The following is a 25,786-nucleotide window of genomic DNA, read 5'->3' on the forward strand; positions in this document are numbered from 1 at the left end:
CCGAGTCTAGACAGGCGGTGATCAGCGGTTCCGGGCCGACCGCCGGGGCTGTCATCCGGCTCGACCGGTCAGCGAGACGCCGCCGTCGCAGACGATGGTCTGCCCGGTGATCCAGCTGGCGTCGTCGGAGGCGAGGAAGGCGACAGCGCCCGCCACGTCCTGCGGCAGGCCGAGGCGGCCCAGCGGGTACCGTGCCGCGACCTCGTCCTCGCGACCCTCGTAGAGCGCGGCGGCGAAGCGGGTCTTCACCACGCCGGGTGCGACGGCATTGACCCGGACCGTCGGCCCCAGCTCCACGGCGAGACTGGCGGTGAGGTGGTTGAGCGCGGCTTTGCTCACACCGTAGAAGGCGATGCCGGGCGACGGCGTGAGACCGGCGATCGACGAGACGTTGACCACGCAGCCGCCGCGCTCGGTCATGCCGGCGGCACACACCTCCTGCACCCAGCCGAGTGTGGCGACGACGTTGACGTCCAGGATCTTGCGGGCCGCGGCCGGGTCCAGCCCGATCAGCGGACCGTGCACCGGGTTGATGCCGGTGTTGTTGACCAGCAGGTCCACCGGCCCGAACGCCTCACTGACCTGGCGCACCGCCTGGGCGCGATGCTCAGGGTCGTCGGAACGGCCGGGCACGGCGACGGCGTACGCCGACCCGCCCAGGGCCGCGACCGCCTCGGCGAGCGCCTCGGGATGTCGGGCGGTCAGCCCGACCCGGGCGCCTTCGGCGACGAGGCGTTGGGCGATGGCCAGGCCGATGCCCCGACTGGCGCCCGTCACGATGGCGACCCGTTCCGCGAGCCGACCCGAATATGCATTCACGGTGCAGATAGTAGGAGGACTGATCGGTGTCGGTCAACGTCCCGGACAGCCGGTCACGAGGCCCGGTCACCCGAGCGCGCACAGCCGTCCGACCGGGCGTGGTCACGCGAGACCACGCCCGGTCGGGCGTCGCTGGTGCGGGTGATCAGGAGACGGTCGGCACCCCGTTCGCCGGCGGCGCGGCCGGGGTGGCGGTGTACTCGTTGACCGGCCCGTCCGCCTCGTCGGTCTCGTACGCGGGCCCGAAGTAGGTCTGCACTCCCCCGGTCACCCGGCTCAGCCGCTGGCCGCCGTAGCCGGAGTGGTCCTTGGCGGAGAAGCGCAGCGGCACCAGCCCGGGGCCCTGGAAGCCGCCCTTCTGCACGGCGTCCAGCACCTTCTCCCGGGTGACGTCCTTGCCGGCGGCGAGCAGCACCTGCACGAAGAGGTAGCCGACCGACATGCCGTAGACGGTGTTGCCGTCGAACGGCGCGTCCCCGTTGTGCTCCTTGTTGATCTTCGTGAAGAGCTGCACCCACGGGTTCGCGGTGTCGTTCTGCATCGGCAGGTAGTTGGTGCCGACCATGCCCTCCAGCAGCGGGGCCGCGGCACCGAGCTGCTTGGCCAGAGTCGGGTGGTCGGCGCCGACGTTGGACACCAGCCACTGCGGCTTGAAGCCCAGCCGAGCGGCGGTGCCGACGGACAGCGCGGTGAAGCCGGGCACTGTGGCGAGCACGACGACCTGGCAACCAGCCGCCTTGAACGCGCCGATCTGCGGTGCCACGTTGGTGTTGCTGGTGACGTACGTCTGCTTGACCGCCACGGCCGACGCGCCGAGCACCTTCTCCACGCCGGCCAGGCTGTCCCGGCCGAAGTCGTCGTCCTGCCCGAGGAAGCAGACCTTCTGACCGGCCAGGTTCGTCTTCGCGTAGGTGGCGAGGATCTTGCCCTCCACCGTGTAGTCCGGGTTGAACCCGAACGTGCCGGGATACTTGTCCGGCTGGTCCCAGCTGCGGCTGCCGGAGGCGACGAAGAGGTCCGGGACCCGGTTGGTCTTCAGGAAGTCGAGCACGCCACTGTGCGTCGGTGTGCCGAGGCCGTTGAGGATCGCGAAGACCTTGTCCTGGAGGACGAGCTGACGGACCACCTGCTGGGTGTTCGCCGGGTTGTAGCCGTCGTCCATGACCTTGTAGGTGATCTTCCGACCGTGCACACCGCCGTTGGCGTTGACGTAGTCGAAGTACGCCTTCGTCGCCGGGGAGATCTTCGAGTAGCCGGCCGAGGCCGGCCCGGTGAGCGGCATGTGGGTGCCGACGACGATCTCGGTGTCGGTCACGCCCGGCACCGACGCCGCGCCGGGACCGGAGCCGTCGTCACCACTGCAACCAGCGGCGGCGGCCAACAGGGCAATGGTGCTGGCGATCGCGAGACCACGTTGTGCCAAACGGTGCATGGAGAACACCGACCTTTCTCGGTCCGGTTCGGGGGAACGGTGTGTGTGGTGGAACGCCCGGCCGGGGCCGGGCGCGGAGCAGCTCAGGAACGCCGGGCCCGCAGGCGCCGACCAAGACGGGACAGCAGCCCGTGGATGCCACCGGGTGCGGCGATCATGACCACGATCAGGGTGAGGCCGAAGATCGCCAGCGGCAGATTTCCCTCCAGCCGCTGCGCCACCGCGGGCGAGAGCGTGAGCATCTCGGTCGCGGAGTGGGTGAGGTCGGGCAGCGCGACCAGCAGGACGGCCCCCCAGAGCGCGCCGGTGAGCCGGCCGAGACCGCCGATCACGACGGCCATCAGCAGGAACAGCGACAGGGTCAACGAGAACGCCCCGGGCGAGACGCTCTGCGCGAGCACCGCCAGCAACGCTCCGCCGAGCCCGGCGGTGGCGGCACTGACCACGAATGCGAGGACCTGGGTGCGGGCCACGTGGATGCCGGCGAGGCGGGCAGCCACCTCGTCGTCCCGGACCGCCCGGAAGGTGCGCCCGTAGCGGCTGCGAATGAGGTTGGCCAGCAGCAGCAGCGCGAGCAGGGTGGCCGCACCGGTGACCCAGAGCTGCCACCGCTCGTAGGGGAAGTACGGGCCGAGCGACATCGGCGGTGGCTCCACCGGCACCGACAGCCCCTGCTCACCGTTGAAGACGCCGTCGAAGGTGACGGCCAACGCCGGCACGACGACGGCCACCGCCAGGGTGACCCCGGCCAGGTAGGGACCACGCAGCCGGGCCGCCGCCACGCCGACGACCGCGCCGATCGCGACCGTGCTGACGATCGCCGCGACCAGCGAGAGCGGCAACAGCCAACCGCCGGTCATCCCCCGGTCGGAGAACGCGTTCTGGCACAGCGCGACGGTGTACGCCCCGGTGGCCATCAACGCGCCGTGCCCGAGCGACAGTTGACCGTTGAGGCCGGTGAGGACGGTCAACCCGGCGGTCGCGCAGAGGTAGGCCGCCACGGTGGCGAGCTGGAAGTTGCGGAACGGCTCGACGGCGTAGCTGACCCCGACCAGCAGGAGCCCGACGACGAGCACGATCGCGAGGTGGCGCAGCAGTGTCGAGCCGCGTCGCCGGTCGACGGGTCGACCCGTCTCGACGAGCTGCTGTTTCGGCGGCAGGGCCGCCCTCGTGGCGCTCACACCCGCCTCGCCGCGACCGGGGCGAACAGCCCACCGGGCCGGACCAGCAGCACCGCCAGCAGCAGGACCAGCACCGCAAGCGGCGTGAGGTCACTGCCGGCGTAACCGCTCACGTAGGAGAGCAACAGACCCACCACCAGGCCACCGACCACCGCCCCCGGTGGGCTGTCCAGCCCACCGACCACCGCCGCGGTGAACGCGGAGACGAACACCAGGTCCATCGCGTGCGGGTGCAGGCCCAACTCGGTCGGGATGACCAGCATGGCGGCCAGCGCGCCCACCCCGGAGGCGAGCGCCCACCCGAGGGTCAACATGCCACCGACGTTGACCCCGAGCAGCCGGGACACCTCGGGGGCGAAGGCCGCCGCGCGCATCCGCAACCCCACCGGGGTACGGGCGAACATCCAGGCCAGCCCGCTGACCACCACCCCGATGGTGGCGAAGACGAACAGGTCGTACGGCGACAGCACGGCCAACCCGCCCACGGTGAGAGCGGACCGACTGAACGGCGCCTCGGCGGGGCGGAACTCGTTGCCGTACACCATGCCCAGCACCGCCTGGATCAACAGCACCAGACCGAGCGCGACGATCACGGGGTTGAGGTGTGAGGTGTGGTCGACGTGCCGCATGACGACGCGGTCCACCAGCGCACCGAGCAACAGGCCGGCGACGAGCGCGACCGCGAAGCCCAACCAGTAGGAACCGGTCGCGGCGGAGACGGTGTAGGCGACGTACGCGGCGGCGACGGCCATCGCCCCCTGGGCGAAGTTGACGACCCGCGCCGCCCGCCAGATGAGCACCAGGGCCAGCGCGAACGCGGCGTACACCGCGCCTCGGGACAGGCCGTCGATGGTGAGGAAGACGAAGCGGTCCAACAGTCCTCCCTCCGGGGGACGAGGTGGTGGTCAGAAACCGAGGTACGCGTGGCGCAGGTCGACGTCGTCACGCAGCTTCGCCGCCGGGGCGGCGATCACCACCCGGCCGAGGGACATCACGACGCCCTGGTCGGCGACGGCGAGCGCGCTGCGGACGTTCTGCTCGACCAGCAGCACGGTCAGGCCGGTGCGGTCGCGTAGCTGACGGAGCAGTGCCATCGTCCGGGCGACGACCCGCGGCGCCAGGCCGAGCGACGGCTCGTCGAGCAGCAGCAGCCGGGGCCGGCCGACGAGGGCCCGACCGAGCGCGAGCATCTGCCGTTCACCGCCGGAGAGCTGGTGGCCGAGGTGCTTGCGACGCCGGGCCAGCGGCTCGAAGAGGTCGTAGACCTCGTCGAGGGCGCGCCCGGCGTCGGCCCGGTCGCGTCGCCACAACCCGCCGAGGCGCAGGTTCTCGTCGACCGTCAGTTCGCTGATCACGCCCCGTCCCTCCGGCACGTGCGCCATACCGCGTCGGACGAGCTGCTCCACAGGCGTGCCGCGCAGGTCCTCCCCGGCGAGGAGCACCTGGCCGGCGACCGGGCGGATCATGCCGGAGAGCGCGCGCAGCAGTGTGGTCTTGCCGGCGCCGTTGGCGCCGACGACCGCGGCGATCGTGCCGGCCGGGACAGTGAGGTCGATGGCCTGCAACACGGGCGCGGCACCGTAACCGGCCACCAGCCCGCGCACCACGAGCAGGTCAGGTGTGCTGTCCGCGCTCACGGATAGGCCTCCTCGACGGCGGCGCCGAGGTAGGCGTCCGTCACCGCCGGGTCGTCGCGGATCTCGTCGGGGGTGCCGGCGGCGATCACCCGGCCGAAGTCGAGCACCACGAGCTCGTCGCAGACCGCCATCACCAGGTCCATGTGGTGCTCGACCAGCAGCACCGCACAGGGGTTGTCGTCGCGCCGGGGCAGCTGCCGGACCAGCTCGGCCAGCTCGGCGATGTCGTCGGCACCGAGGCCACCGGCGGGTTCGTCGAGCAGCAGCAGCCGGGGTCGCGCGGCGAGCGCACGGGCCAGGGCGACCCGCTGACGTACGGCGAAGGGCAGTGTGGTCGGTGCGGCCTCGGCATGCCCGGCGATCCCCAGGTCGTCGAGGATGTCCAGGGCGTCGCGGCGCAGTCGGCGCTCGTCGCGGTCGCTGGCCGGCAGCCCGAGCAGCGCCGGGACGAAGCCCGCCCGGGCGGTGTGGGAGGCCCCGGTCATCACGTTCTCCAGCACGGTCAGACCGGCGAAGAGCCCGGTCCCCTGGAGGGTTCGGGCGATGCCGAGCCGGGTCAGCCGGTGCGGCCGTGGCCGCAGCGGTCGACCGTCGAGGGTGAGCGAACCCGTCTCCGGTGCCACGAAGCCGCAGATCACGTTGAACAAGGTGGTCTTGCCGGCGCCGTTGGGCCCGATGACGCCCACCACCCGGTTGGGTGGCACGCGCAGTGAGACGTCGTCGAGGGCGGTGAGGCCGCCGAAACGGACGCCGATGTGGTGCAGTTCGAGGCCGCGCTCCATCACCCATCCCTCTGTCGTGGCGGGTGTTTATTTACACTCGCAGTGTACGTTTCTCGGGTATCGCGTCAAGACCTTCAATACCCGGCCCCACACGCGGACGGGGCGGTCGCCACCGGCGACCGCCCCGCGACCACGGTCAGGCGCTGGGACAGGTGTTGCGGTACTCCTGGATCTGCGAACCGCTCGGGCCGGGGCACAGGAACTGCTCGTAGCGGGTGTCGTCGTCGACGAACCGCTTCAACCAGGCCACCATCTGCCGGGCGGTCGGCGTGTTCGTCGTCTGCGGGAAGAAGTGACTCGCCCCGTTCAGCTCCAGGTACGCCTTCTCGGCCGAGGCCGGGATGCTGTTGTAGAACGGCACCGAGTGCGACGAGACCGGCGCCACGGAGTCGCTCTCCCCGCCGATGATCAGCGTGGGCACCCGCAGCTCGGACCAGCTCTTGTCCAGGTTCCACGGCGCGAGCGGCACCGCGGCCTGCAACGACGGCCGGGACGAGGCCGCCTCCAGGCTGCCCCCGCCACCCATGGAGTGACCGGCCACCGCGAGTCGACTGCTGTCGATCCGGGTACGCACCGAGCTGCGCTCGGTGAGGTAGTCCAGCGCGGCGAGGAGCTGCCGGCCACGGCTGTCCGGCTGGTCCAGCCGGCTGTTGGTCTCGATGCCGATCACCACGAACCCGTGCGAGGCGATCCGCGGTCCGAGCCAGCTGATGCTGGACCAGGAGGCGGTGTAGCCGGGCGAGATGGCGATGGCGCCGAAGGTGCCCTCGCTGGTGCTGGTCGGGTAGTAGATGACGCCGCCGCCGAAGCCGGTGACGCTCAGCGAGGACACGCTCTGTGAGGCCGTGGCGAACGGACCGCGACTGGCCTCCAGGATCGCGGTGGTCGGGGCGGGGCCCCGCTCGTACGGGCTCGCGGCCTGGGCGGCGCCGGACGATCCGGCCAGGACGCCGCCGGCGGCCAGTACGGCGGCCAGCGCGAACCGGGTCGCTCGGGCGGCGACGGAACGGGGACGGGTGGTGGTTGGTGACGACACGTCGGGCACTCCCTAGAGTCGAGGGATATCGACGTGCGTCAGTTTTGGCTTCTCCGCGCATCCACGCATCGGTGAAATCACCAGTCCCGGTGACGGATGCCGCATCCAGTTGTGTTTCGACCCTCTGACCTGGGGTAGCAGGGCAGACGCCTGCCCGACACGCACCACGGAGAGGTTCGTTCAGTGGATTCAAGCAAGCCCGCCGAGGCGGTCAAGAACGTTGTGAAGAGCGCCACGGGGAAGATCGCCGACGCCCTGTCCCCCGATGTTCCCGGCGCACCGGGCAGCGGGACGCCCACCGTCGAGGAGCCGACGACGCCACACGACCCGCTGCCGCCGAAGCCGGAGCAGGGGGCACCGCAGACGCGTACGCCGACCGGCGCCGAGACCGGCGCGCCAGCGATCGCGAACGGTCAGCAGGGCGCCTACCTCACGACCGCGAACGGGGCGCGGCTGCGCGACACCGATCACTCGCTCAAGGCCGGCCCGCGTGGCCCGGTGCTGCTCCAGGACCACCACCTGCGCGAGAAGATCATGCATTTCGACCACGAGCGCATCCCGGAGCGCGTGGTGCACGCCCGGGGCGCCGGTGCACACGGGGTGTTCACCGCGTACGGCACCGCCGAGGCGGTCACCAGGGCCGGCTTCCTCAAGAAGGGGCGCGAAACCGAGGTCTTCGTCCGGTTCTCCACGGTGCTCGGCTCGCGGGGATCGGCCGACACGGTCCGCGACACCCGTGGCTTCGCCACGAAGTTCTACACCGACGAGGGCACCTTCGACCTGGTCGGCAACAACATGCCGGTCTTCTTCATCCAGGACGCGATCAAGTTCCCGGACATCATCCACGCCGGCAAGCCGCACCCGGACCGGGAGATCCCCCAGGCGCAGAGTGCCCACGACACGTTCTGGGACTTCGTGTCGCTGCACACCGAGGCGCAGCACCACGCCATGTGGAACATGTCCGACCGAGGCATTCCGCGTTCGTACCGGACGATGGAAGGCTTCGGCGTGCACACCTTCCGCCTGGTCAACGAGGCCGGCGAGACGGTGCTGGCCAAGTTCCACTGGAAGCCCAAGCTGGGCGTGCACTCCCTGACCTGGGAGGAGGCGCAGATGCTGAACGGCATCGACCCGGACTTCCACCGGCGCGACCTCTACGACGCCATCGAGGCCGGCGCGTACCCGGAGTGGGAGCTCGGCATCCAGGTCTTTCCCGACACCGAGGATGAGACCTTCGCCGGCATCGACCTGCTGGACCCGACGAAGATCGTGCCGGAGGAGCTGGCGGAGGTGCAGCCGATCGGCCGGCTGGTGCTCAACCGGACGCCGACGAACTTCTTCGCCGAGACCGAGCAGGTCGCCTTCCACCTGGGTCACCTGCCGCCGGGCATCGACGTCACGAACGACCCGCTGCTGCAGGGCCGACTCTTCTCGTACCTCGACACGCAGCTGACCCGCCTCGGCGGGCCCAACTTCACGCAGATCCCGATCAACCGCCCGCACGCGGCCGTCAATGACATGCTGCGCGACGGTTTCCACCAGCACGCCGTGCACGCGGGCGTCGCCCCGTATCGGCCGAACTCGCTCGACGGCGGCAACCCGTTCCCCGCGGGGGACGCCGAGAACGCGTTCGTCGACGTGCCGGTCACGGTGGCCCAGGCGCCGAAGGTACGCGCGAACCCGGCCTCGTTCGACGACCACTACAGCCAGGTACGCCTGTTCTGGCTGAGCATGTCGCCGGTCGAGAAGGAGCACATCATCCGGGCGTACACCTTCGAGCTGGGCAAGTGCTACCACCAGGCGATCAAGGAGCGCCAGCTGCAGAGCCTCGCCAACATCGACCCGGTGTTGTGCGAGCAGGTCGCCACCGGTCTGGGCCTGCCCGCCCCGCAGCCCACAGTGCCGCTGGCCGATGTCGCGCCCAGCCCGGCGCTGTCGCAGGTCGGCCGGGAGTGGCCGGCGGACGGGCGGATGGTCGGGATCGTGGTCGACCCCGACGGTGACCTGGACGGCGTCGCCGAGGTGCGCCAGGCCGTGTTCGACGCCGGCATGGTGCCGCTGTTGATCGCCCCGCACGGCGGCATGGTCGGCGGCATGCCGGTCCAGCGCACCTTCGCCACCGGCCGGTCGGTCGAGTTCGACGCGGTCCTGCTGGCGGGAGCGCCAGCACCCGCGCCGGATGCCATCCCGGCCCGTGACGACAAGGCGGGCAGGCCGGGCCCGGCGGCCGTGGACCCCCGCGTGCTGCTCCTCGTCGAGGAGTGCTGGCGGCACGCCAAGGCGATCGGCGCCTGGGGCGCCGGCGTCACCGTGCTGGAGCAGGCCGGGGTGGCCGGCACTCCCGGCATCGTGGCGGCGGGCTCCGGCGCCGAGGCCCTGACGGCGGTGCAGCAGTTGATGGCCGCACACCGGGTGTGGGAACGGTTCCCGGCCTCGGTCGCCTGACCCGTCACCGAGTCGCCTGACCGATCACCGGCGAGGGCTGTCCTCCGCAGTACGGGAGGACAGCCCTCGTCCGTGCTCAGGCTGCGTCGCTGGACGCTCCGAGCACGTCCAGGCAGCGCCCGCCCAGCTGCACACTCCCATCCGGCCTCATCGTCCAGAGCTGGTTGCGGGCCCGGTCGTCCCGGCAGTCCGCGAGCTGGCCGGCCCGGACGGTGTCGGCCGTCGTTTACACAGTGGCGCCGTCGGGCGAGAGCACGGTCGGCTCCACCGTGGGCGGTGGCCGGATGCTGGCAGGCCGTGGTGCCATCCGACAGATACCATCCTGAAACTACCTCAATCGTCATCAGACACAGGTGGACGCCAGCTTCCAATTGATCCGCCGGCCTACGTCGCTTCAGGTGCTTGACGTGTCAATTTTCCGCAGGTAGTTTAAATTCGCATCTACAAGCATCTATCTAAAGCAGGTGAACCGTGCTGTTGAAATCCATCGCCATCGCCGTGGCCGCGTCCGTCGCAGGCGTGCTGGCCGCCGCCCCCACCGCCTCGGCGGCAGCACCCGGAGTGTCGATACAGGGCTGGGGGTCCGGGAACTGCCCGCAGGGCATGCTCTGCATCTGGCCCAACTGGAATCACCCGCCGCAGGGTCCCGTGGAGACGCCGTCTCTGACGACCAACAGCGAGTGGACCGGCAGCATCCAGGGATTCAACTTCTACAACGGCACAGGCCGCGACGCCGTAATATCCGGGTTCACTTTCGGCTCGTCGATTCCCTTCAAAAACTGCGCTCCTGCCGGCGGCACCGGGGGCGACCTGTATATACCGGTCAACGTGACGAAGGTGACCTGGCAGCTGACCCCCTGCTGATCCTCCACTGGGCCTTTCCGAGTACGGACTTGAAAACGCTCAGTGAGCCGACCGCGTGACGGACGCAGCCGCGCCTACGCGCCCGAGATGGCAGTGAGTGCCGTGTCGAGTGCCTGGTCCGCCGGGACCTGCACATCGGGGACCACTCCGACGCCTTCCCAGTTGGTGCCGGTGACGCTGTTGACGGTCCGGGCGGTCGGCACGGTCACGAGGATGTGTTCGGTGACCGCGTGGCGGGCCGTCGGATGCGCGCCGCCACGTGTCGTCTCACCGACGACGACGCTCCGGCCGTGCGCCTGCAGCGTGTACGCCACGTCCTCGCCCCCGGAGAACGTGATCGCGCTGGTGAGCACGTAGACCGGGCGGTCCGTGTAGCGCGGCGCGGGAAGGTGCGCGGTCGTCCAGAACTGGCGGGTGGCGCCGGTGGACCGCTCGTAGAAGTCGTTGAGGTGCACCTGATCGTCGGGGAAGAAGTAGCTGCACCACATCGCGGCTCCCTCGGGTGCTCCACCGGCGCATGCGCGCAGGTCCAGGATGAGCGCGGAGCTGAGGGCGACCAGTTGCATGGCCGCGCCGATCGCCTCGGCGCCTTCGTTCGCGTACGCGATGCGCCGCACGTCGATGAGCCCGACATTCCCGTCCAGGTGCTCGACCCGGCGGATGCCCTGGTTCTCCGCCCGGAGCAGCGCGAGGAAGGCGGCCCGTCCTCCGTCCTCGTCCGCTGGATCCAGCGACTGCGGCTGGTCGGACCACAGCAACCGCAGATGCTTGTCCGGGCACGCCTCTTGAAGGTGAGCGGTCACCGTCTCGCAGAGCGCCGGCCCGGCCAGGCCGTCGTACTCGCCCGCCGCGAGACGGCGCCGGATCGCGGCGTCGATGTCCACGACCTTCGCAGGAAAGACGTACCCTGCCTCGATCCGATCCAGGGCCTGTCCGATGATCTGTTCGTTGGTGAGCACGGCGGGCCACGCTAGACCGCGGACAGCCCCACGACCACCGAATTTCGCGCAGCGGGGATCAGCCGATGTCGGCCAACCGTGGCAGCACCTCGTCGCCGAGCCGCTGGGCGAACTCCACCGGGTGCCGATCCGGCGTGACCTGCACCTCGGTGACCCCGAGCGCGGCGTAGGCAGACACCTCGGCCAGGAACCCGTCGGTGTCGTCCAGTGGCGACCGGTCGGCGACCACCGTCTTCTCGATGGTGTCGTAGTCGCGGCCCTCGGTGGCACAGTGCCCGCGCAGGACATCCAGTTTGCGCGCGACGTCGTCGGTGCCGCCGCGACCGAACAGGTTGCAGGCGTCGGCGTACCGGGCCACCAGCAGGAGGGTCTTCTTCTCGCCCCCGCCACCGATCATGATGGGCGGGTGCGGTCGGCTCAACGGCTGCGGCGAGTTGATGGTCTCGGCGAGCTGGTAGTGCTGTCCGTTGAACGGGCCGTCGTCGGCGCTCCACATCTGCAGGCAGATGCGCAGCGTCTCCTCCAGCCGCTCGAACCGCTCGGCCACCGGAACGACCGGCACGCCGAGCCCGAGCTGCTCCCGCTCGTACCAGGACGCGCCGATGCCGAGGCGGGCCCGGCCGCCGGACAGCACGTCGAGGGTCGACACGGTCTTGGCGAGCAACCCCGGGTAGCGGTACATCACACCGGTGACCAGCACACCCAGCGTCATCCGCTGCGTCTTCGCCGCGACGTAGCCCAGCGTGGTGTACGCCTCCAGCATCGGCTCCTCGGCCGCGAACACCGCGTCCATCTGGAAGAAGTGGTCCATCACAGTGAACGACGCGACACCGGCCTGCTCGGCGGTGGTCGCCGCCTCCGCCAGGGTGGGTGCGATCGCGGCCGGGTCGGCCGGGGTGGAGTAGTTCCAGTAGTGCAGCCCGAGCTTCATGTTCGGCACCTCCGCAACGAGCCTAGTGCTCCTCGGCGTCACCGGCATGCGGCTCGGGGACCCCGCCGACCCGGCCCGCGCGACGTCCATTACCGGTTCATGACAATTCGTGGATCACCTGCGGATATCCGGCTGGCAGCTTCTGCTGGGTGATCCAACAGCTGTCTCCCACCAATCCCAGGCCCGCGGGACTGTCACAGCGGGCGGAGTGGGCCGACGCCGCGAAGGGCGCCTGCATCATTCTCGTCGTCCTGTGGCACGTCGTCGTCAAGGACTACCTGCAGATCGACTGGCACATCGGCGTACCGGTGCCGGGCCTGTGGGGCACGTTGGGTGAGCAGTTCCTGCCGCTGCGGATGCCGTTGTTCTTCACCATCTCCGGCGTCTTCGCGGCGAACGCCGCCCAGCGGCCCTGGCGGGTCGTCGCCCGCAGCCGGATCGCCGGGTTCCTCTACCTGTACGCCGTCTGGCTGCTGATCCACACCGCCATCCTCACCGCTGCCCCGCAGCTGCCGACCGACCGCGCCACCTCTGCCCTCGGCCTGCTGGAGCAGCTCACCATCACGCCGTCCAACCTCTGGTACCTGTACGCCCTGGCGGTGTACTTCACGATCGCCAAGGTGACCCGCCGGGCGCCCCGGGCGCTGGTGCTCGTACCCGCCGCTCTGCTGTCCGCCGTCGCCGCCGCCGGCCTGCTCGACACCCCGGGCAACCGCGCCGGTCTCTACCAGAACCTGGTCTTCTTCCTGGCCGGCCTGTACCTGCGGCCGCAGATCCAGCAGTGGGCCGCCACCGCCAGCCGGCGTCGGCTCGCGCTGACCTCCGGCGCCTATGTCCTCGCGCTCGCCGCGATGGCGGTGGCCGGCGCCCAGCAGTGGTTCGGCGTATGGACGGCCGTCTCGGTGGTGGCGGTCGCCTTCGGTGTGACCGCCGCCGCCCGACTGGCTCACTGGCCGGCGATCAGCAGACCGCTGGCTGGGCTCGGCCGCATCACCCTGCCGATCTACGTCGTCCACATGCCGGTTCTGGCCGTACTGCACCGGCTGTTGCTCGTACCGGTTTCCGGCCTGGGTGGGTCCGCTCAGGGCCTGCTCGTGCTCGGATATCCGATTCTGCTGACCGGTCTGGTGATCGGCCTGAGCCTGGCCGTCCACCGCGGGCTCCTGGCGCTTCGCGCGGGGTGGCTGTTCGCGCTGCCCGGGCCGCGACGGGTGGAGGTGGCCGGATGAGCGCCCTGGCCGAGGCGCTGGTCGACCTGGACGCGGTCGCCAGCAACGTGCGGGCCATCACGTCGGTCACCGGCACCAGCCTGATGGCGGTGGTGAAGGCGGACGGGTTCGGTCACGGCGCGGTGCGGGTGGCCCGTGCCGCGCTCCGCGCCGGCGCCACCTGGCTTGGGGTGACCTCGGTGACCGAGGCGCTGGCCCTGCGCGACGCGGGTGTGACAGCACCCACGTTGAGCTGGCTGCACGGGCCGAACGACGACTTCGGTACCTTGATCAAGAGTGGTGTCGACGTCGGTGTGTCGACGACGACGCACCTGCACGCCGTCGCCGACGCGGTCCACCTGCTCGGCGTGCCGGCGATGGTGCAGCTCAAGGCGGACACCGGCCTGTCCCGCAACGGAGCCGCCGGGGACGACTGGCCCGAGTTGGTCGCCTGGGCCCGCAAGTACGAACGGGAGGGCGGGATCCGGGTGCGCGGCGTGTGGTCCCACCTCGTCGACGCGGACCTGCCCGGCGCTCCCGAGTTGAGCCGACAGGTGGCCACCTTCGAGGAGGCCCTGCGGATCGCGCGGTCGGCCGGTCTCGAACCCGATCTCGTCCACCTGGCCAACTCGGCGGCCGCGCTGTCGGCGCCCCGGACCCGCTTCGACCTCTGCCGGATCGGGATCGCGTTGTACGGAGTCGACCCGTTCGGCGCCACCGGCCCGGGCGAGTTCGGCCTGCACGCCGCGATGACCCTGCGCACGAGCGTGATCAACGTCAAACGGGTGCCCACGGGCACGGGCGTCTCCTACGGGCCGGAACACGTGACCGGGGCGCCGACCACGCTGGCGCTGCTGCCGCTCGGTTACGCCGACGGGCTGCCCCGGGCCGCCGGAGGCCGCGCCGAGGTGTGGCTCGGCGGCCGGCGGTGCCCGATCGTCGGGCGCATCGCCATGGACCAGTGCGTGGTCGACGTCGGCGACCTTCCCGTGGCGATCGGCGACCCGGTCGTGGTGTTCGGTCCCGCCGAGGGTGACCAGAGCCCACCGACGGTCGTCGAGTGGGCCCGCTGGGCGGGCACCAACCCGCACGAGATCTTGACCGGCATCGGGGCCCGGGTGGCCCGCGACCACCTCCACGGAAGGGCACGGACCTCATGACGATCCGACTGGCAGTGCTGTACGGCGGGCAGAGCGGCGAGCACGACGTGTCCTGCCGCTCGGCGGCCAGCATCCTCGCCAACCTGGACCGGAAGCGGTACCAGGTCACCGAGGTGCTCATCGACCGCGACGGCGGGTGGCATGTCGGGGGACGCCCGACGCCGCTGCCTGCGGCGCTGCGTGTCCTGCGCGCCCAGGATGTGGTGTTCCCGGCCCTGCACGGCCCGTACGGCGAGGACGGCACAGTGGCGTCGCTGCTGGAATGGCTCGGCGTGCCGTACGTCGGCAACGGTGTCTTCGCCAGTGCCGCCGGAATGGACAAGGGTGTCACCAAGCGGCTGCTCGCCGCGGAGGGCCTGCGGGTCAGCCCGGGAGTGACACTGCGGCCGGGCGAGGAGCTGTCGCCCGACGACCGGCAACGACTGGACCTGCCGGTCTTCGTCAAGCCGGCTCGCGCCGGGTCCAGCCTGGGCGTCGTCAAGGTGGACGACTGGGCGGGAGTTCCCGCCGCTCTGGAACTGGCCCGACAGGTCGACCCGAAGGTGCTCATCGAGCAGGGGGCCCGGGGGCGGGAGATCGACGTGGCGGTCCTCCAACACCCGGACGGCCGGGTGCAGGCCGGCCCACCGCTGGAGATCCGGGTGACCGGTGCCGGTTTCTTCGACTACGACGCGAAGTACGACGGTGGGGCGGTCTTCGAGATCCCCGCCCCGCTCGACGCGGCCACCACCGAGGTGCTCCAGGACCGCGCGATCCGCGCCTTCCAGGCCCTCGACTGTCGCGGCCTGCTGCGGGTCGACTTCTTCCTGCCCGCCGAGGGGTCGTCGGAGCCCATCGTGAACGAGGTCAACACGTTCCCCGGTTTCACCGCCGCGTCGCAGTTCCCACAGATCTGGCAGAAGGCCGGCATCGGGTTCGCCGCCCTGATCGACATCCTGATCTCCGGCGCGCTGGTCGACCGGGACCGGACCAGCCACAGTGGGTTGCCCCGGCCACGAGCGGCCAACCTGGTCTGAGGCGGTGGCCGTGCCCGCTCACCTGATCGGGCACGGCCGGGGCGGTCGGGCGCCGTCGGACCCGACGATGGTGACCGGGGCGGAGCTGTCCGCGAAACCGTCCTGCTGGGCGGCGTCGACGACAGTGCAGATGATCTGGTCGGCCGCGTCGGCCGACAAGGTCCGCACGGCGGTGGTCGTGCGGACCGTGAGACCACCGGCCGGATCGGCCCCCGACGTCACAGTGACCGGGTCGAGCCCGGCCGGAACGTCGCTGGTGAAACCCTGGCGCCGCTCGTTCTCCTCCGGACCGGCGGCGAGCAGGGCGAGCGTGTCGGCGGGCGACGAGTCCACCTTCACCGGGCGCAGGACGAGCACGAGTTCGCCCCGCGCGAGCAGGTAGAGCCCCGTGCCCTGCGCCGGGCCGCTGACCGCCGGGCGACCCCTGATGACCTCGCTGGGCCGTACCCCACAACCAGGCGCGAGCAGCGCGAGCAGCAGTCCACCGGCGAGCAGCGCGCGGCCCGTCCGCCGGCCGGTCACCGGGCACCTCCGGTGTCCGCCGTGTCCCGGGGCAGGCGAAGCGTGAACACCGCGCCTCCGCCGGCGCCGTTGGCCGCGACGAGGCTCCCCCGCCACTCGCCGTGGCGGTGCAGGCGGGCGTTCTCCCAGGAGATGGCGAGGCCGAGGCCGCTTCCCTCGGAGCGGGTCCGCGCGGTGTCGGCCTTGTAGAAGCGGTCGAAGACGTGCGGCAGCACCTCCGGGTCCAGCCCCGGCCCCTCGTCGGTCACCTCGATCGTGATCCAGTCCCGGTCGGCGTCCAGGCGTACGGACACCGGCTCGGCACCGTGCCGGAAGGCGTTGCCGACCAGGTTGGCGACGATGACGTCGAGCCGACGGGGGTCGATTCGGGCCACCACTCCGGGTGGCAGCTCGGTTCGCACCCGGTCCAGCCAGCCCCGGATCCGCAGGGTCGCGGTCACCGCCGCGGCCACGTCCACGTCGTCCAGGGCGAGCCGAGCGGTGCCGGAGTCGAACCTGCTGACCTCGATGAGGTCGTTGACCAGCTGGGTGAGGTTCTGCGTCTCCTGGCTGACCAGCCGGGCGGCCCGCCCCGCGTCCCCGGGCAGGTGGTCCGCCTCCTCGTCCAGCACGTCGGTGACCGCCGTCATCGCGGCCAACGGCGTACGGAGCTCGTGCGAGACGTCGGCCACGAATCGGCGGGCGTCGGACTCCATCCGCCGCAGCTCACCGACCTGCCGCTCCAGCGTGCCCGCGGTGTCGTTGAAGGTGCGCGCCACGTCCGCCAGCTCGTCGGCTCCCCGAACCGCCAGCCGGGTGCTCAGATCGCCCTCACCGAGGCGGCGCGCCGCCCGGCCGAGGTCGCGGACGGGTCGCAGCACGCCGCGGGCGGACAGCAGGGCCAGCAGGACGGCGAGGATCAGGGACAGGCCGCCCGTCATCCACGCCCGGTTGGCGAGGCGGTCGATGCTCTGCTGCTCGGGCGCGAGGTTGCGCACCGAGTAGACCTCCAGCCCGGAGGCCCGGGACGTGCCGTCGGGCCGGTCGAGCTCCAGCTGGGTGCCGATGAGCAGCCAGGGCTGCCCGTCGAGCGAGACACGTTGCCAGGCGATCCTGCCGTCGCCGACCTCCTGCCGCAGCTCGGGGGTGAGCGGGTCGGCGAAATCGGAGCCGCCCCGCGACCGCATGTCCCGGTAGACGACCACCGCGAAGCCCTCCCGGTCGGAGAGACGCTGGGCCAACAGGTCCAGATCGCCCTGGGTCGGCGGAAGCTGGGCGATCGGGTAGATCTTGGTGATCTGGTCGGTCAGCGACATCACCGCGGCGTCCTGCGCCTGTTGGAGGATGACGGTCCGGGCCTGGAAGTAGCTGCCGCTGGCCACGACCGCCGTCGTGGTCACGCCCAGCAACGCGAACGCCAGGAGCAGCCGGACCCGCAGGCCCGAGACTCGGGCGCCGACCCAGCGCCACGGTGTCACAGCGGCCCGAACCGGTATCCGAAGCCGCGCACGGTCTGGATGAAGACCGGTGCCGACGAGTCAGCCTCGATCTTGGCGCGTACCCGCTGGACGCAGGCGTCCACGAGCCGCGAGTCACCGAGATAGCCGTGTTCCCACACCGCCTCCAGCAGTTGCTGGCGGCTGAGCACCTGACCTGGGGTGTGTGAGAGCTCCAGGAGCAGGCGCAGCTCCGTCGGGGCGAGGCTGACCGGCGCCCCGTCCTTGCTGACCACCAGCGCGGCCCGGTCGATGGTCAGCGCGCCGTGCTGTTCCAGGCCGGCCCGCTCGCCACCGGCACGCCGCGACTCGCCACCGGTCCGCCGGAGCACCGCGCGGATGCGTGCCTCCAGCACCCGGGCCTGCACGGGCTTGACCACGTAGTCGTCGGCGCCGGCCTCCAGGCCCGCCACCACGTCCATGTCGTCGTTGCGGGCGGTCAGCATGATGATCGGCAGGTCGCCGAGCTGCCGGATCCGGCGGCAGACCTCGAAGCCGTCCATGCCGGGCAGCATGAGATCGAGGACGACGACGTCGGCCGAGGTGGTGCGCAGCCGCTCCAGGCCCTGCTCCCCCGTCCCCACGGCGTGCACCGTGTGGCCCTGTCGCGTGAGCGCCAGCTGAAGCCCGTCGCGCACCGTCTGGTGGTCTTCGATCAGCAGGACCTGGGACATGTCGTCAAGTATCCCATCATGAGATCTTTTGGGGTTCGGCCACTGGTTGCGGTGGCCCGCCACGGCGCGCGGAGAGCGGGACCGCGAAATCGGCCGAACGCACCAGGAACACCACCGAACCCACCAGGAACACCGTGGACGCGCCGGCCGCCACGATGGCGACGAGCGCCCCACGCTGCACCGACGCGGCCAGGCCGGGCACGCCGACCACCAGTGCCCAGACCAGCACGACCAGCGCGAGCGCCGCCTCGGCCAACCTGCGCCACAGACCGCCACCGTCGGGCCCGCCGACCCTGTCGTGGTCGCCACGCCAACCGGCCAGCAAGGCCGCGGCCAGGCAGAACAACGCCACACCCAGCAGTAAGCCGCCGAGCGCGTCACTGAACCGGTGCCAGCCCGCGATCATCGTGGCCGCCGCGATCACCGAGACACCTGCCGCGCCCGGCACCACGAGCCAGCGTCGGGCCCACCCGGGCAGGACCAGCATGAACGCCAGCAGCAGTGTCGTCGCCGCCGCGACGTGGCCGCTGGGGAAGCTGTTGTGGGTGGTCGAACTCTCGACCTGGAGGTCCGGGCGGGGCAACGCCGACTTCACCGCACCGGCCACCACCACCGCGCAGAGGACCATGCCCACGCCGACGATGCCCGCCACCAGCCGGCGGCGGAGCACACCCACCAGCAGCATCGCGCCGAGCAGGGCAGCGAGCAGTGTCGGGCTGCCGAACGTGGCCAGCACGGTCTTGGCCGGACCCACCAGGACGGTCTGCTGCTCGTACCCCCCGCCACGCTCCGCCCTCGGTAGGAGCACTCCGTCCAGCCACTGACCGGGGTACGTCCGCACGAAGACGGTGGCGGTGAGGGTCAGGGCGAGCAGACAGCACAGCGCCACCGCGAGCAGCCGGAGACCGAGAGGCGCCGCCGCGTGGGCGTGCGGCAGCGGTCGCGCCGGCTGCGGACCGGGCGTCGACCGCCCGACGGGGTACGACGATCCGATGGACATGCCGACCATGCTCGCCCCGGCAGGTCCGTACGCCGTACTCGAATTGTCTTGGTTCTGTCACAACCGCCCCCGGCGCTTCCGGAAAGCGGATCGTCGGCGGTAGGGCCGGGTGGGCCCGGACGAGGCAGCGGGATTCACATGCCTGCATGCAACGATGTTTTACCCAGCCGAGATCAGCCACCACTAGGGTCAGGACGCCGATCGATGTCTGGTCGACGGTGCAGGACATCCATCCGGAGTGAGTTGGGGAACCGGAAGGGGTTGGGGAATGCAGGAAATTCCAGTCGCCAGCCTGGTCATCGGCATCGCGTCCTCGCCGGCCGAACGCCGACACCTGGCTCGGCTGCTCGGCGGCAGTGACGCCTTTCTGATCGTCTCGAACGTCGACCAGGCCCGAGAGTTCCTCGGGGTGATCGAGGCACCTCCGGTCGCGGCCCCGCAGGCCGTCGCCGTGCTCGCCGAGGTGGCGCCCAGCCCGCAGTCGCCGCCACCGGATCTGGCCGTCGACTCCGACCGCCGGGTGCTGCGGTGGCGCGACCAGGAGATCGACCTGACCCGGTTGGAGCACGACGTCCTGCTCTGCCTGGTGCACGCGCCCGGGCAGATCTGGACCTACGAGCGTCTGCACCTCGAGGTCTGGGGCAACCGGCACCTCGGCCGTAACTCCGACATGCACTCGGTGGTCCGCCGGGTGCGCGGCAAGCTCGCGCGTCTCAACGCCGCGACGACGATCCACTCGGTACGCGGGGTCGGCTTCCGCCTCGCCCCGATCTAGGACGTCGGCGGCCCGCGGGCCCCTCGTTCATCGGCGGGAGGATCAGCGGTCCTGGACGCGGCTGAGGAAGCGTGCGCCGATCTCGGTGACGTCCTCGGTGGTCCAGTCGAGAGCGGGATCGGCGACGGTGATCTCGGTCATCGCCATGCCGGGCACGTCCGTCTCCTGCCAGCCGGCGGCGAACCACACCTTCTCGTCCTCCGCGAGCGCCAGCGCGGCGTCATCGAGCGCCTGCGCCGGATGCGGCAGGAACAGGCGGAATCTCTGGGTGTGCGGAGGCTCCGGGTACACCAACGCGCCGGGCAGGGCGGCGAGCGCCGTGGCGACGGTCCGTGCGTGTCGCACGTACTCGGGGATGCGGGGCAACTCCCGGTCGAGACCGGCGAGCGCGCTCAGGGCGGCCGGCCACTGCTGGAACACCTGACCGCCGTAGCGGTGCCGCCAGACGCGGGCGTAGGAGGCGAGCTGCTCGGTGCCCGCGAGCGCCGCGCCGCTGAGACCGCCGATCGTCTTGTAGAACGAGACGTAGGTGCTGTCGGCGAGGTCGGCGATCTCGCTGAGGGTGTGCGCCAGATAGGGGGTGGATTCCCACAGTCGGGCGCCGTCGAGGTGGAGGCGGGCGCCGATGGAGTGCGCGGCGGCGGACGCGGCGGCGAGTTCGTCCCAGGTGGGGAGGACGAAGCCGGCGTCGCGCAGCGGGAGTTCGATGACGACGCTGCTCACGGGGTCGGCGAGCGCGCTGATCTCGGCGGCGGTGGGGTTTCGGGGTTCGGTGGTCGGCCAGGTGCTGCGCAGCCCGCTCAGGTTGGCGTAGGCATGCCGTTCGTGCACCTCCAGGTGGCCGAGCGGGTGGAGAGCCACCGTCGGGTGTCCGCTGTGCTCGGCGCCGTAACGCAGCGCGACCTGCTGTGCCATCGTGCCGGTCGGGAAGAAGACGGCGGCCTCGGTGCCCAACAGCTCCGCCACGCGTTCCTCCAGCGTGGTGACCGGGCCGTCGCCGTAGAAGTCGGGCTGGCCATCCAGGTCGCCGCCCGCGGCCAGGTCGGCGAGCCGCTCACGCATGGTCGCGGGCCGGCTGCCGGACAGGATTCGGTCGCAGGCGCGCTGGGCGGCCAGCCGACGCTGCCGTGTGTTGTGGGACATCGGCGGATCTTCGCACTTCAGCGCGCGAGGACCAATCAGTTTGCCGACGGCGGGCGAGCGGTGTCGGCCCGCGACGACCCTCCGGACGCGGTCCGGCCCGCCTGGTCGGTGACCAGGCGGGCCGGAGTTGTGCGCTACCGCTCAGACGTCAGCACTTGATGGGCGCCAACGCGAAGTTCTCCACCGTCGGAGCGGCGGTGGCGATCTTCGTCTGACGGGTCTGGGGCTTCCAGCCGTCCTTGGCGACGATCATGGTGAGCGGGTTGTTGCGGCGGTCCATCCAGTAGGCGTACCTGCCCTCGGCATCGGTGGCGAAGGTGTACGACGCCGCCCACGAGTCGACCTGGACGACCGCGCCGGTGAGCGGCGAGGTCGCACCCTGGCAGCTGGTGCCGGTGACCGTACCCATGAGCTTGCCCCAGGTCTTCGGGGGGTTCGCGGTCATGGTCACCGCGACCGGTGCCACCGAGTACGGGGTGTTCTCCGAGATCCCGACCGAGCCGGAGTAGGTGCCCGGCTGGTCCACGTTCGCCGTCATTCCGACGGTGACAGTGACCTTCGCGCCCGGCGCGAGGGTGGCCGACGACTTGTCGATGGTCATCCAGCTGACGTCGGCCGCCGACTCGGCGCACCCCTCGAAGCCCGGAAGCACCTCACTGTTGGCCGCCGCGTTGAAGCTGCCGGACGAACCGCCGATCTTGTAGAAGCCGCACGCCGCACCACCGCGGTAGCGGGCCGTGTTGGCGTTCGGCAGGTTGGACCACGAGCCGGCGGCCGGGTCGAAGGCGAAGCCGGCGTTGCTGATGGCCCCACCCTGCGAGCCACCGACGACGAGCAGCTTGCCGTTGGCGACGGCGTACGAGCTGGCCCAGTTGTCGGCCGGCGCGTCGGCGATCGCCGTCCAGGTGTTGGCACCCGGGTCGAAGGCGTAGCTGGACTTCTGCGAGGCGGAACCGTCGTTGCCGCCGGTGCAGTAGAGGATGCCGTCGATCCCGCCGCAGGAGGCGAAGGCCACCGACTTCGGGTAGTTGGCCATCGTCTCCCACGTGTTCCCGGCCGGGTCGTACCGGACGACGCTGTTCGACATCGGCAGGCACTCCGCGGTGGTGCAGCCACCGACGGCGTACAGCTTGCCGTCGACGACGGCCTGACCGGCCGCGGCCCGTGGCGCCGGGTTGTCGGCCAGCTCCGTCCAGGTGTTGGCCCCCGGGTCGTACGACCAGGTGGCGGAGTCCGGGCCGGCGTCGCCCCAGCCACCGGTAGCGATGATCTTCCCGTCCGCGACACCCACGGTCAGGGCGTTGCGGGCACCCGGAAGGTCGGCGATCGCCGTCCAGGCCTGGGCGGCCGGGTCGTAGGCGTAGGCCTTCGCGGTGGAGGCGCTACCGTCGCCACCACCGAGCGAGTACACCTTGCCGTCCAGGTGCACCACCCGGTTGTCCATGATCGCGGACGGGTAGTTGGCGATGTCGGTCCACGGTGCCGCGTTCGGGCCGACCCCGGCGACGGCGGCCTTGGCGAACTTGCCGGACGCCTTGGCGGCGAACGACGTCGGGGCGTTGAGCCGCTGCTCCGGCGCGCCACTGGCCCCGAGCACCTGTTGCCTGGTGACAGTGGACCCGTCCGCGCGGAGGAGTTCGAACCCGTTGTCCCGCTCGCTGAACTTCACCTCGACCGGCGCGCCGCCGGTGTTGGTCACCGTGAACGTCTTGCTGGCCTTGCCGTTGGGCATCTGGAGCGTCGCGCTCAACTGCGTCGGCGTCACCGACAGTCGACCGGCCGCGAGCTGGAAGTTCGCCACGGTCGCCCAGTCGGCCTCGACGTCGACCTGCTTGGTCTGGCTGACGTAGTTGCCGGCGCTGGCGGTGAACGGGTGCGTGCCGGTCACCGTCGAGTAGATCCAGTAGAAGCCGTCGGCCAGCCCCGGGTCGTCCGGGGTCGCCACGGTGACGGCCTTCTCGGCGGGCCGGTCCTTGCTGGTGACGGTAGCGCCGTTGACGTAGCTGTTGTCGTTCTTGTCGCGGACGTTACCGACGACCAGACCGCCGTCGACCGGCACGCAGGTGACCTGGCTGCCGATCAGCACGTTGTCGACCTCCCACCACCACTCGTACGAGGCGTCGTAGTAGCGGAACCGCACCTGCACCTGCGCCTGGCCGGCCGCCTGCGGGATCGGGATCTCGGTCACCTTCGGTCCCCGGACGTCGGTCTCCTGCCGGAGCAGGTTGGTCCAGGTGGTGCCACCGTCGATGCTCAGATCGACGTCGGCGGTGTCGTCGGCCAGCTGGTTGAAGTCCTGGTTGAACCGGACGACCGGGGCCGTCACACCGGTCAGGTCGACCACCGGGCTGACCAGCGAGGTGTCCTGGCTGCTGCCCGCGCCGTACGCGTCGCTGTCGATCATCGCGAAGTTGCCGGTGCCGCCGGTCAGGTTGCCCCGGTCGCCGTCGTCGGTGAACTTCCAGACCTGACCGCTGCCCGCGTTGTCCACGACGGTCCAGCCGGCCGGCGTGGTCGTGCCGTCGAAGGTCTCGTACTCACCGTCCGAGCCGAACGTGTATCCGGGGGCGGTGGTGCAGGTGGTGGTGTCCACCGGCACGGCGACGTTGGCGGTGACGTTGCCGGAACCGACCACGACCTCCTTGGTGACGGTCTGGTAGCCCGGGTACTGCGACTCGTACTTCAGGGTGTACGTCTGCCCGGCCGGCAGCGAGATGCTGTAACGGCCGTTCGACGGGGTGGTGTAGTCGTAGACGCCGGACACGCCCGTGACGGTCACCTTCGCGTACAACGGCCACCCGTGGCCGGAGCCGTCGGTGACCGCGCCGGTGACGTTGACACTCGGCACCGGCGTCAACGCGACGGTAAGCGTCGTGGTCGCGCCCTTGGTGACCGTCGCCGGCTTCGTGGTGCTGGCGTAGCCGAAGGCCGCCACGGCGACCTGGTAGTCACCGATGGGCAGCTGGGTCGAGAACTTGCCGTCCGCTCCGGTGGTCAGCTCACGGGCGCTCGGGCCGGTGAGGGTGAGGGTCGCGCCGGCGATCGGGGCGCCGGTGGCCGCGTCGGTGACCGTGCCGGCCAGGGTGCCGATGTCGCCGGTCGGAGCGGCGTTGAGCAACGCGAGTGCGTCGAGCCGGCCCTCTCCGTAGACGTTGTTGTCGGCCGCGGTGCCACCGCACTGGTCGTCGGCCTTGTCGACGGCCGCGCCGTTGAGCAGCGCGCGGGTCGCGTCCACGTCACCGATGAGCGACGGGGCCGCCGAGTACAGCAGCGCGATCGCGCCCGCGAGGTGCGGCGCGGCCATCGAGGTGCCGCTGATGCTGCCGTAGGAGTTGCCGGGAATGCTCGACCGGACGTTCACACCGGGGGCCGAGATGTTGGGCTTGATCTCGCCGTTCTGCCCGGTGCCCCGGGCGGAGAAGCCGGCGATGTTGTTGTTGACGTCGTACGCGCCGGTCGAGTAGTTGCTGGCGAGGCTGCCCGGCGAGCCGCTGGTCTGGCATGCCGGTCCGCTGTTGCCGTTGGACCAGACACCGAAGATCCCGGACGCGGTCCAGGCGTTGGTCACGTCCTCCATGAAGGGCTCGTTGGACGGGTCCCGGGTGCCCCAGGAGTTGTTGATGACGTTCGGTCGCTTGCTCGCGTCCGCGTTCTGGCCGTTGAGGTCCAGTGGTTCGAGCATCCACTGACCGGATTCGATCAGAGCGGCGTCGCTGGGGCAGCAACCGTTCGCCGAGATCCACCTGACCCCGGGGGCGACACCGATCTGGTTCGCGCCGTCGGATCCGGCCATGGTGCCCATCGTGTGCGTACCGTGGCCGTCGTCGTCGCAGGGGGCGGTCGCGCAGGTGCCGGCGGCGTCGAACCAGTTGTAGTTGTGGTCGAACGTCCCGTCGCCGTTGTTGCCGCGGTAGGAGTTCACCAGCGCCGGGTGGTCGAACTGGACACCGCTGTCGATGCTCGCGATCGTGATGCCCTCGCCCTTGACGCCGTACTGGGACCAGACGTCGTCGGCGTTGATGTTGGCGACGCCCCACTCGAGGGCGTTCACGGTCTTCTCGTCGGTGCCCTTGGTGGTCTCGGGCACCTTGTAGGCAACCGGGGCGTAGAGGCCCTCGACCTCCGAGTGGCCGGCGAACCTCTGCGCCATCGCGAGCGAGCCGCTGCTCACCTTGATCGCGTTGGTGGCCCAGAAGGTCTGGTACTTCGCGCCCGAGCTGTCGAGGTCGGCCCGAATCTTGCCCTGGCTCGCCGCGGCGGTCTTGCGCAGAGCGTCCGCAACAGCGGTGCCACGCTTCGACCAGTCCTTGATGGCGCTGGCCTTGCTGAGGTCCGCCCGGTCCTTGAACCGGATCCAGAAGTCCCCTTCACTCTTGGCCTGGAGCTGCCTGGCGAGCTCCGGTCGGATCTTGTCGCCGGTCGGGGCGCCCGCCCCCATCCCGCCGCCCGGCGCGGCCTGCGCGCCCGAGCCCATGGTGGCCAAGCATGTCGCGGCGAGGATCGTCGCCGCCCCGGCGCTCACCAGTGATCTGGCTGCGCGCCGCCATTGTGGACGTCTGAACATCGGTGCTGCCTCCCTCAGAACGACCCAGGGTGAAAATGGGCCATGGTGGACCTCCCCCATGCACCGCGCGGGTCACGCCGGTTGCCCGAGTGGACACTATGATCGAGAAGAAAGGACGATCAAGAACTTGCCGTGAGCAACTTGTCGCTAAGAGTTGCCCTGC

At 70.8% G+C, this 25,786-nt stretch carries 21 protein-coding genes; 6 read left to right on the forward strand and 15 right to left on the reverse strand.

Annotation, left to right across the window (positions count from 1 at the left end):
• Positions 1–51: 51 nt before the first annotated feature.
• The 7 genes from KBX46_RS02025 to KBX46_RS02055 form a co-directional block, all read right to left on the reverse strand.
• Positions 52–819 carry an SDR family oxidoreductase gene (locus KBX46_RS02025; protein ID WP_210790148.1) on the reverse strand — a complete coding sequence of 256 codons (768 nt, stop codon included), beginning with the start codon at positions 817–819 and terminating at the stop codon, positions 52–54.
• A 145-nt stretch (positions 820–964) separates the two neighbouring features.
• On the reverse strand, positions 965–2,251 hold the full coding sequence (locus KBX46_RS02030) for an ABC transporter substrate-binding protein (RefSeq protein ID WP_088951818.1): 1,287 nt from the start codon (positions 2,249–2,251) through the stop codon (positions 965–967).
• An 83-nt stretch (positions 2,252–2,334) separates the two neighbouring features.
• A complete protein-coding gene (locus tag KBX46_RS02035) occupies positions 2,335–3,432 on the reverse strand; it encodes a branched-chain amino acid ABC transporter permease (RefSeq protein ID WP_210790151.1) in 1,098 nt (365 codons plus the stop codon).
• A complete protein-coding gene (locus tag KBX46_RS02040; protein WP_210790154.1) occupies positions 3,429–4,307 on the reverse strand; it encodes a branched-chain amino acid ABC transporter permease in 879 nt (292 codons plus the stop codon). Before KBX46_RS02040 ends, KBX46_RS02035 begins: the two co-directional genes overlap by 4 nt.
• A 30-nt stretch (positions 4,308–4,337) precedes the next feature.
• Entirely contained in the window at positions 4,338–5,069 is a 732-nt protein-coding gene (locus KBX46_RS02045) for an ABC transporter ATP-binding protein (protein WP_307871351.1), read from the reverse strand.
• Positions 5,066–5,851 carry an ABC transporter ATP-binding protein gene (locus tag KBX46_RS02050; RefSeq protein WP_088948641.1) on the reverse strand — a complete coding sequence of 262 codons (786 nt, stop codon included), beginning with the start codon at positions 5,849–5,851 and terminating at the stop codon, positions 5,066–5,068. Before KBX46_RS02050 ends, KBX46_RS02045 begins: the two co-directional genes overlap by 4 nt.
• A gap of 136 nt (positions 5,852–5,987) precedes the next feature.
• Positions 5,988–6,887 (reverse strand): alpha/beta hydrolase, encoded by a 900-nt coding sequence (locus tag KBX46_RS02055; RefSeq protein ID WP_210790157.1) that lies wholly within the window; start codon positions 6,885–6,887, stop codon positions 5,988–5,990.
• A gap of 183 nt (positions 6,888–7,070) precedes the next feature.
• Here KBX46_RS02055 and KBX46_RS02060 point away from each other — a divergent pair, with 183 nt between their 5' ends.
• Both KBX46_RS02060 and KBX46_RS02065 read left to right on the forward strand, forming a co-directional pair.
• Positions 7,071–9,332, forward strand: a complete 2,262-nt coding sequence (locus tag KBX46_RS02060; protein ID WP_210790159.1) for a catalase — start codon at positions 7,071–7,073, stop codon at positions 9,330–9,332.
• Positions 9,333–9,803: 471 nt separating this feature from the next.
• On the forward strand, positions 9,804–10,196 hold the full coding sequence (locus KBX46_RS02065; protein ID WP_210790162.1) for a hypothetical protein: 393 nt from the start codon (positions 9,804–9,806) through the stop codon (positions 10,194–10,196).
• A 74-nt stretch (positions 10,197–10,270) separates the two neighbouring features.
• Here the strand turns inward: KBX46_RS02065 and KBX46_RS02070 are convergent, their stop codons facing one another.
• Positions 10,271–11,155: a S41 family peptidase gene (locus KBX46_RS02070; RefSeq protein ID WP_210790165.1), complete on the reverse strand. Its 885-nt coding sequence runs from the start codon at positions 11,153–11,155 to the stop codon at positions 10,271–10,273.
• A gap of 58 nt (positions 11,156–11,213) precedes the next feature.
• Positions 11,214–12,086 (reverse strand): LLM class F420-dependent oxidoreductase, encoded by an 873-nt coding sequence (locus tag KBX46_RS02075; protein WP_088948646.1) that lies wholly within the window; start codon positions 12,084–12,086, stop codon positions 11,214–11,216.
• A 149-nt stretch (positions 12,087–12,235) separates the two neighbouring features.
• Between KBX46_RS02075 and KBX46_RS02080 the strand changes: the two genes are divergently transcribed.
• Genes KBX46_RS02080 through KBX46_RS02090 form a run of 3 tightly spaced genes read left to right on the forward strand, consistent with a single transcriptional unit; the run spans position 12,236 to position 15,470 of the window.
• Entirely contained in the window at positions 12,236–13,315 is a 1,080-nt protein-coding gene (locus KBX46_RS02080) for an acyltransferase (RefSeq protein WP_308159335.1), read from the forward strand.
• The gene (gene alr / locus KBX46_RS02085) at positions 13,312–14,454 is read left to right on the forward strand and encodes an alanine racemase (RefSeq protein WP_210790168.1); all 1,143 of its coding nucleotides are present in this window, start codon (positions 13,312–13,314) and stop codon (positions 14,452–14,454) included. Before KBX46_RS02080 ends, alr begins: the two co-directional genes overlap by 4 nt.
• Positions 14,451–15,470, forward strand: coding sequence for a D-alanine--D-alanine ligase family protein (locus KBX46_RS02090; protein ID WP_210790170.1), 1,020 nt, complete (start codon positions 14,451–14,453; stop codon positions 15,468–15,470). Before alr ends, KBX46_RS02090 begins: the two co-directional genes overlap by 4 nt.
• An 18-nt stretch (positions 15,471–15,488) precedes the next feature.
• On the opposite strand, the gene KBX46_RS02095 is transcribed toward KBX46_RS02090, so the two are convergent.
• Genes KBX46_RS02095 through KBX46_RS02110 form a run of 4 tightly spaced genes read right to left on the reverse strand, consistent with a single transcriptional unit; the run spans position 15,489 to position 19,141 of the window.
• Positions 15,489–15,992 (reverse strand): hypothetical protein, encoded by a 504-nt coding sequence (locus KBX46_RS02095; RefSeq protein WP_307871353.1) that lies wholly within the window; start codon positions 15,990–15,992, stop codon positions 15,489–15,491.
• Positions 15,989–17,449 (reverse strand): HAMP domain-containing sensor histidine kinase, encoded by a 1,461-nt coding sequence (locus KBX46_RS02100; protein WP_210790173.1) that lies wholly within the window; start codon positions 17,447–17,449, stop codon positions 15,989–15,991. Before KBX46_RS02100 ends, KBX46_RS02095 begins: the two co-directional genes overlap by 4 nt.
• Entirely contained in the window at positions 17,446–18,141 is a 696-nt protein-coding gene (locus KBX46_RS02105) for a response regulator transcription factor (protein ID WP_088948651.1), read from the reverse strand. Before KBX46_RS02105 ends, KBX46_RS02100 begins: the two co-directional genes overlap by 4 nt.
• 16 nt (positions 18,142–18,157) lie before the next feature.
• The gene (locus KBX46_RS02110) at positions 18,158–19,141 is read right to left on the reverse strand and encodes a phosphatase PAP2 family protein (protein WP_210790176.1); all 984 of its coding nucleotides are present in this window, start codon (positions 19,139–19,141) and stop codon (positions 18,158–18,160) included.
• A 268-nt stretch (positions 19,142–19,409) separates the two neighbouring features.
• Between KBX46_RS02110 and KBX46_RS02115 the strand changes: the two genes are divergently transcribed.
• A complete protein-coding gene (locus KBX46_RS02115; RefSeq protein ID WP_141909820.1) occupies positions 19,410–19,916 on the forward strand; it encodes a winged helix-turn-helix domain-containing protein in 507 nt (168 codons plus the stop codon).
• A 42-nt stretch (positions 19,917–19,958) separates the two neighbouring features.
• Here KBX46_RS02115 and KBX46_RS02120 read toward each other — a convergent pair whose 3' ends face one another.
• Together KBX46_RS02120 and KBX46_RS02125 are read right to left on the reverse strand one after the other, a co-directional pair.
• The gene (locus KBX46_RS02120; RefSeq protein WP_210790178.1) at positions 19,959–21,059 is read right to left on the reverse strand and encodes a low specificity L-threonine aldolase; all 1,101 of its coding nucleotides are present in this window, start codon (positions 21,057–21,059) and stop codon (positions 19,959–19,961) included.
• A gap of 148 nt (positions 21,060–21,207) precedes the next feature.
• Positions 21,208–25,533 carry a S8 family serine peptidase gene (locus KBX46_RS02125; RefSeq protein ID WP_247666787.1) on the reverse strand — a complete coding sequence of 1,442 codons (4,326 nt, stop codon included), beginning with the start codon at positions 25,531–25,533 and terminating at the stop codon, positions 21,208–21,210.
• Positions 25,534–25,786: the final 253 nt, after the last annotated feature.

Origin of the sequence: Micromonospora sp. C81 (genome assembly GCF_018070425.1) — a bacterium.
Lineage (GTDB): Bacteria > Actinomycetota > Actinomycetes > Mycobacteriales > Micromonosporaceae > Micromonospora > Micromonospora zamorensis.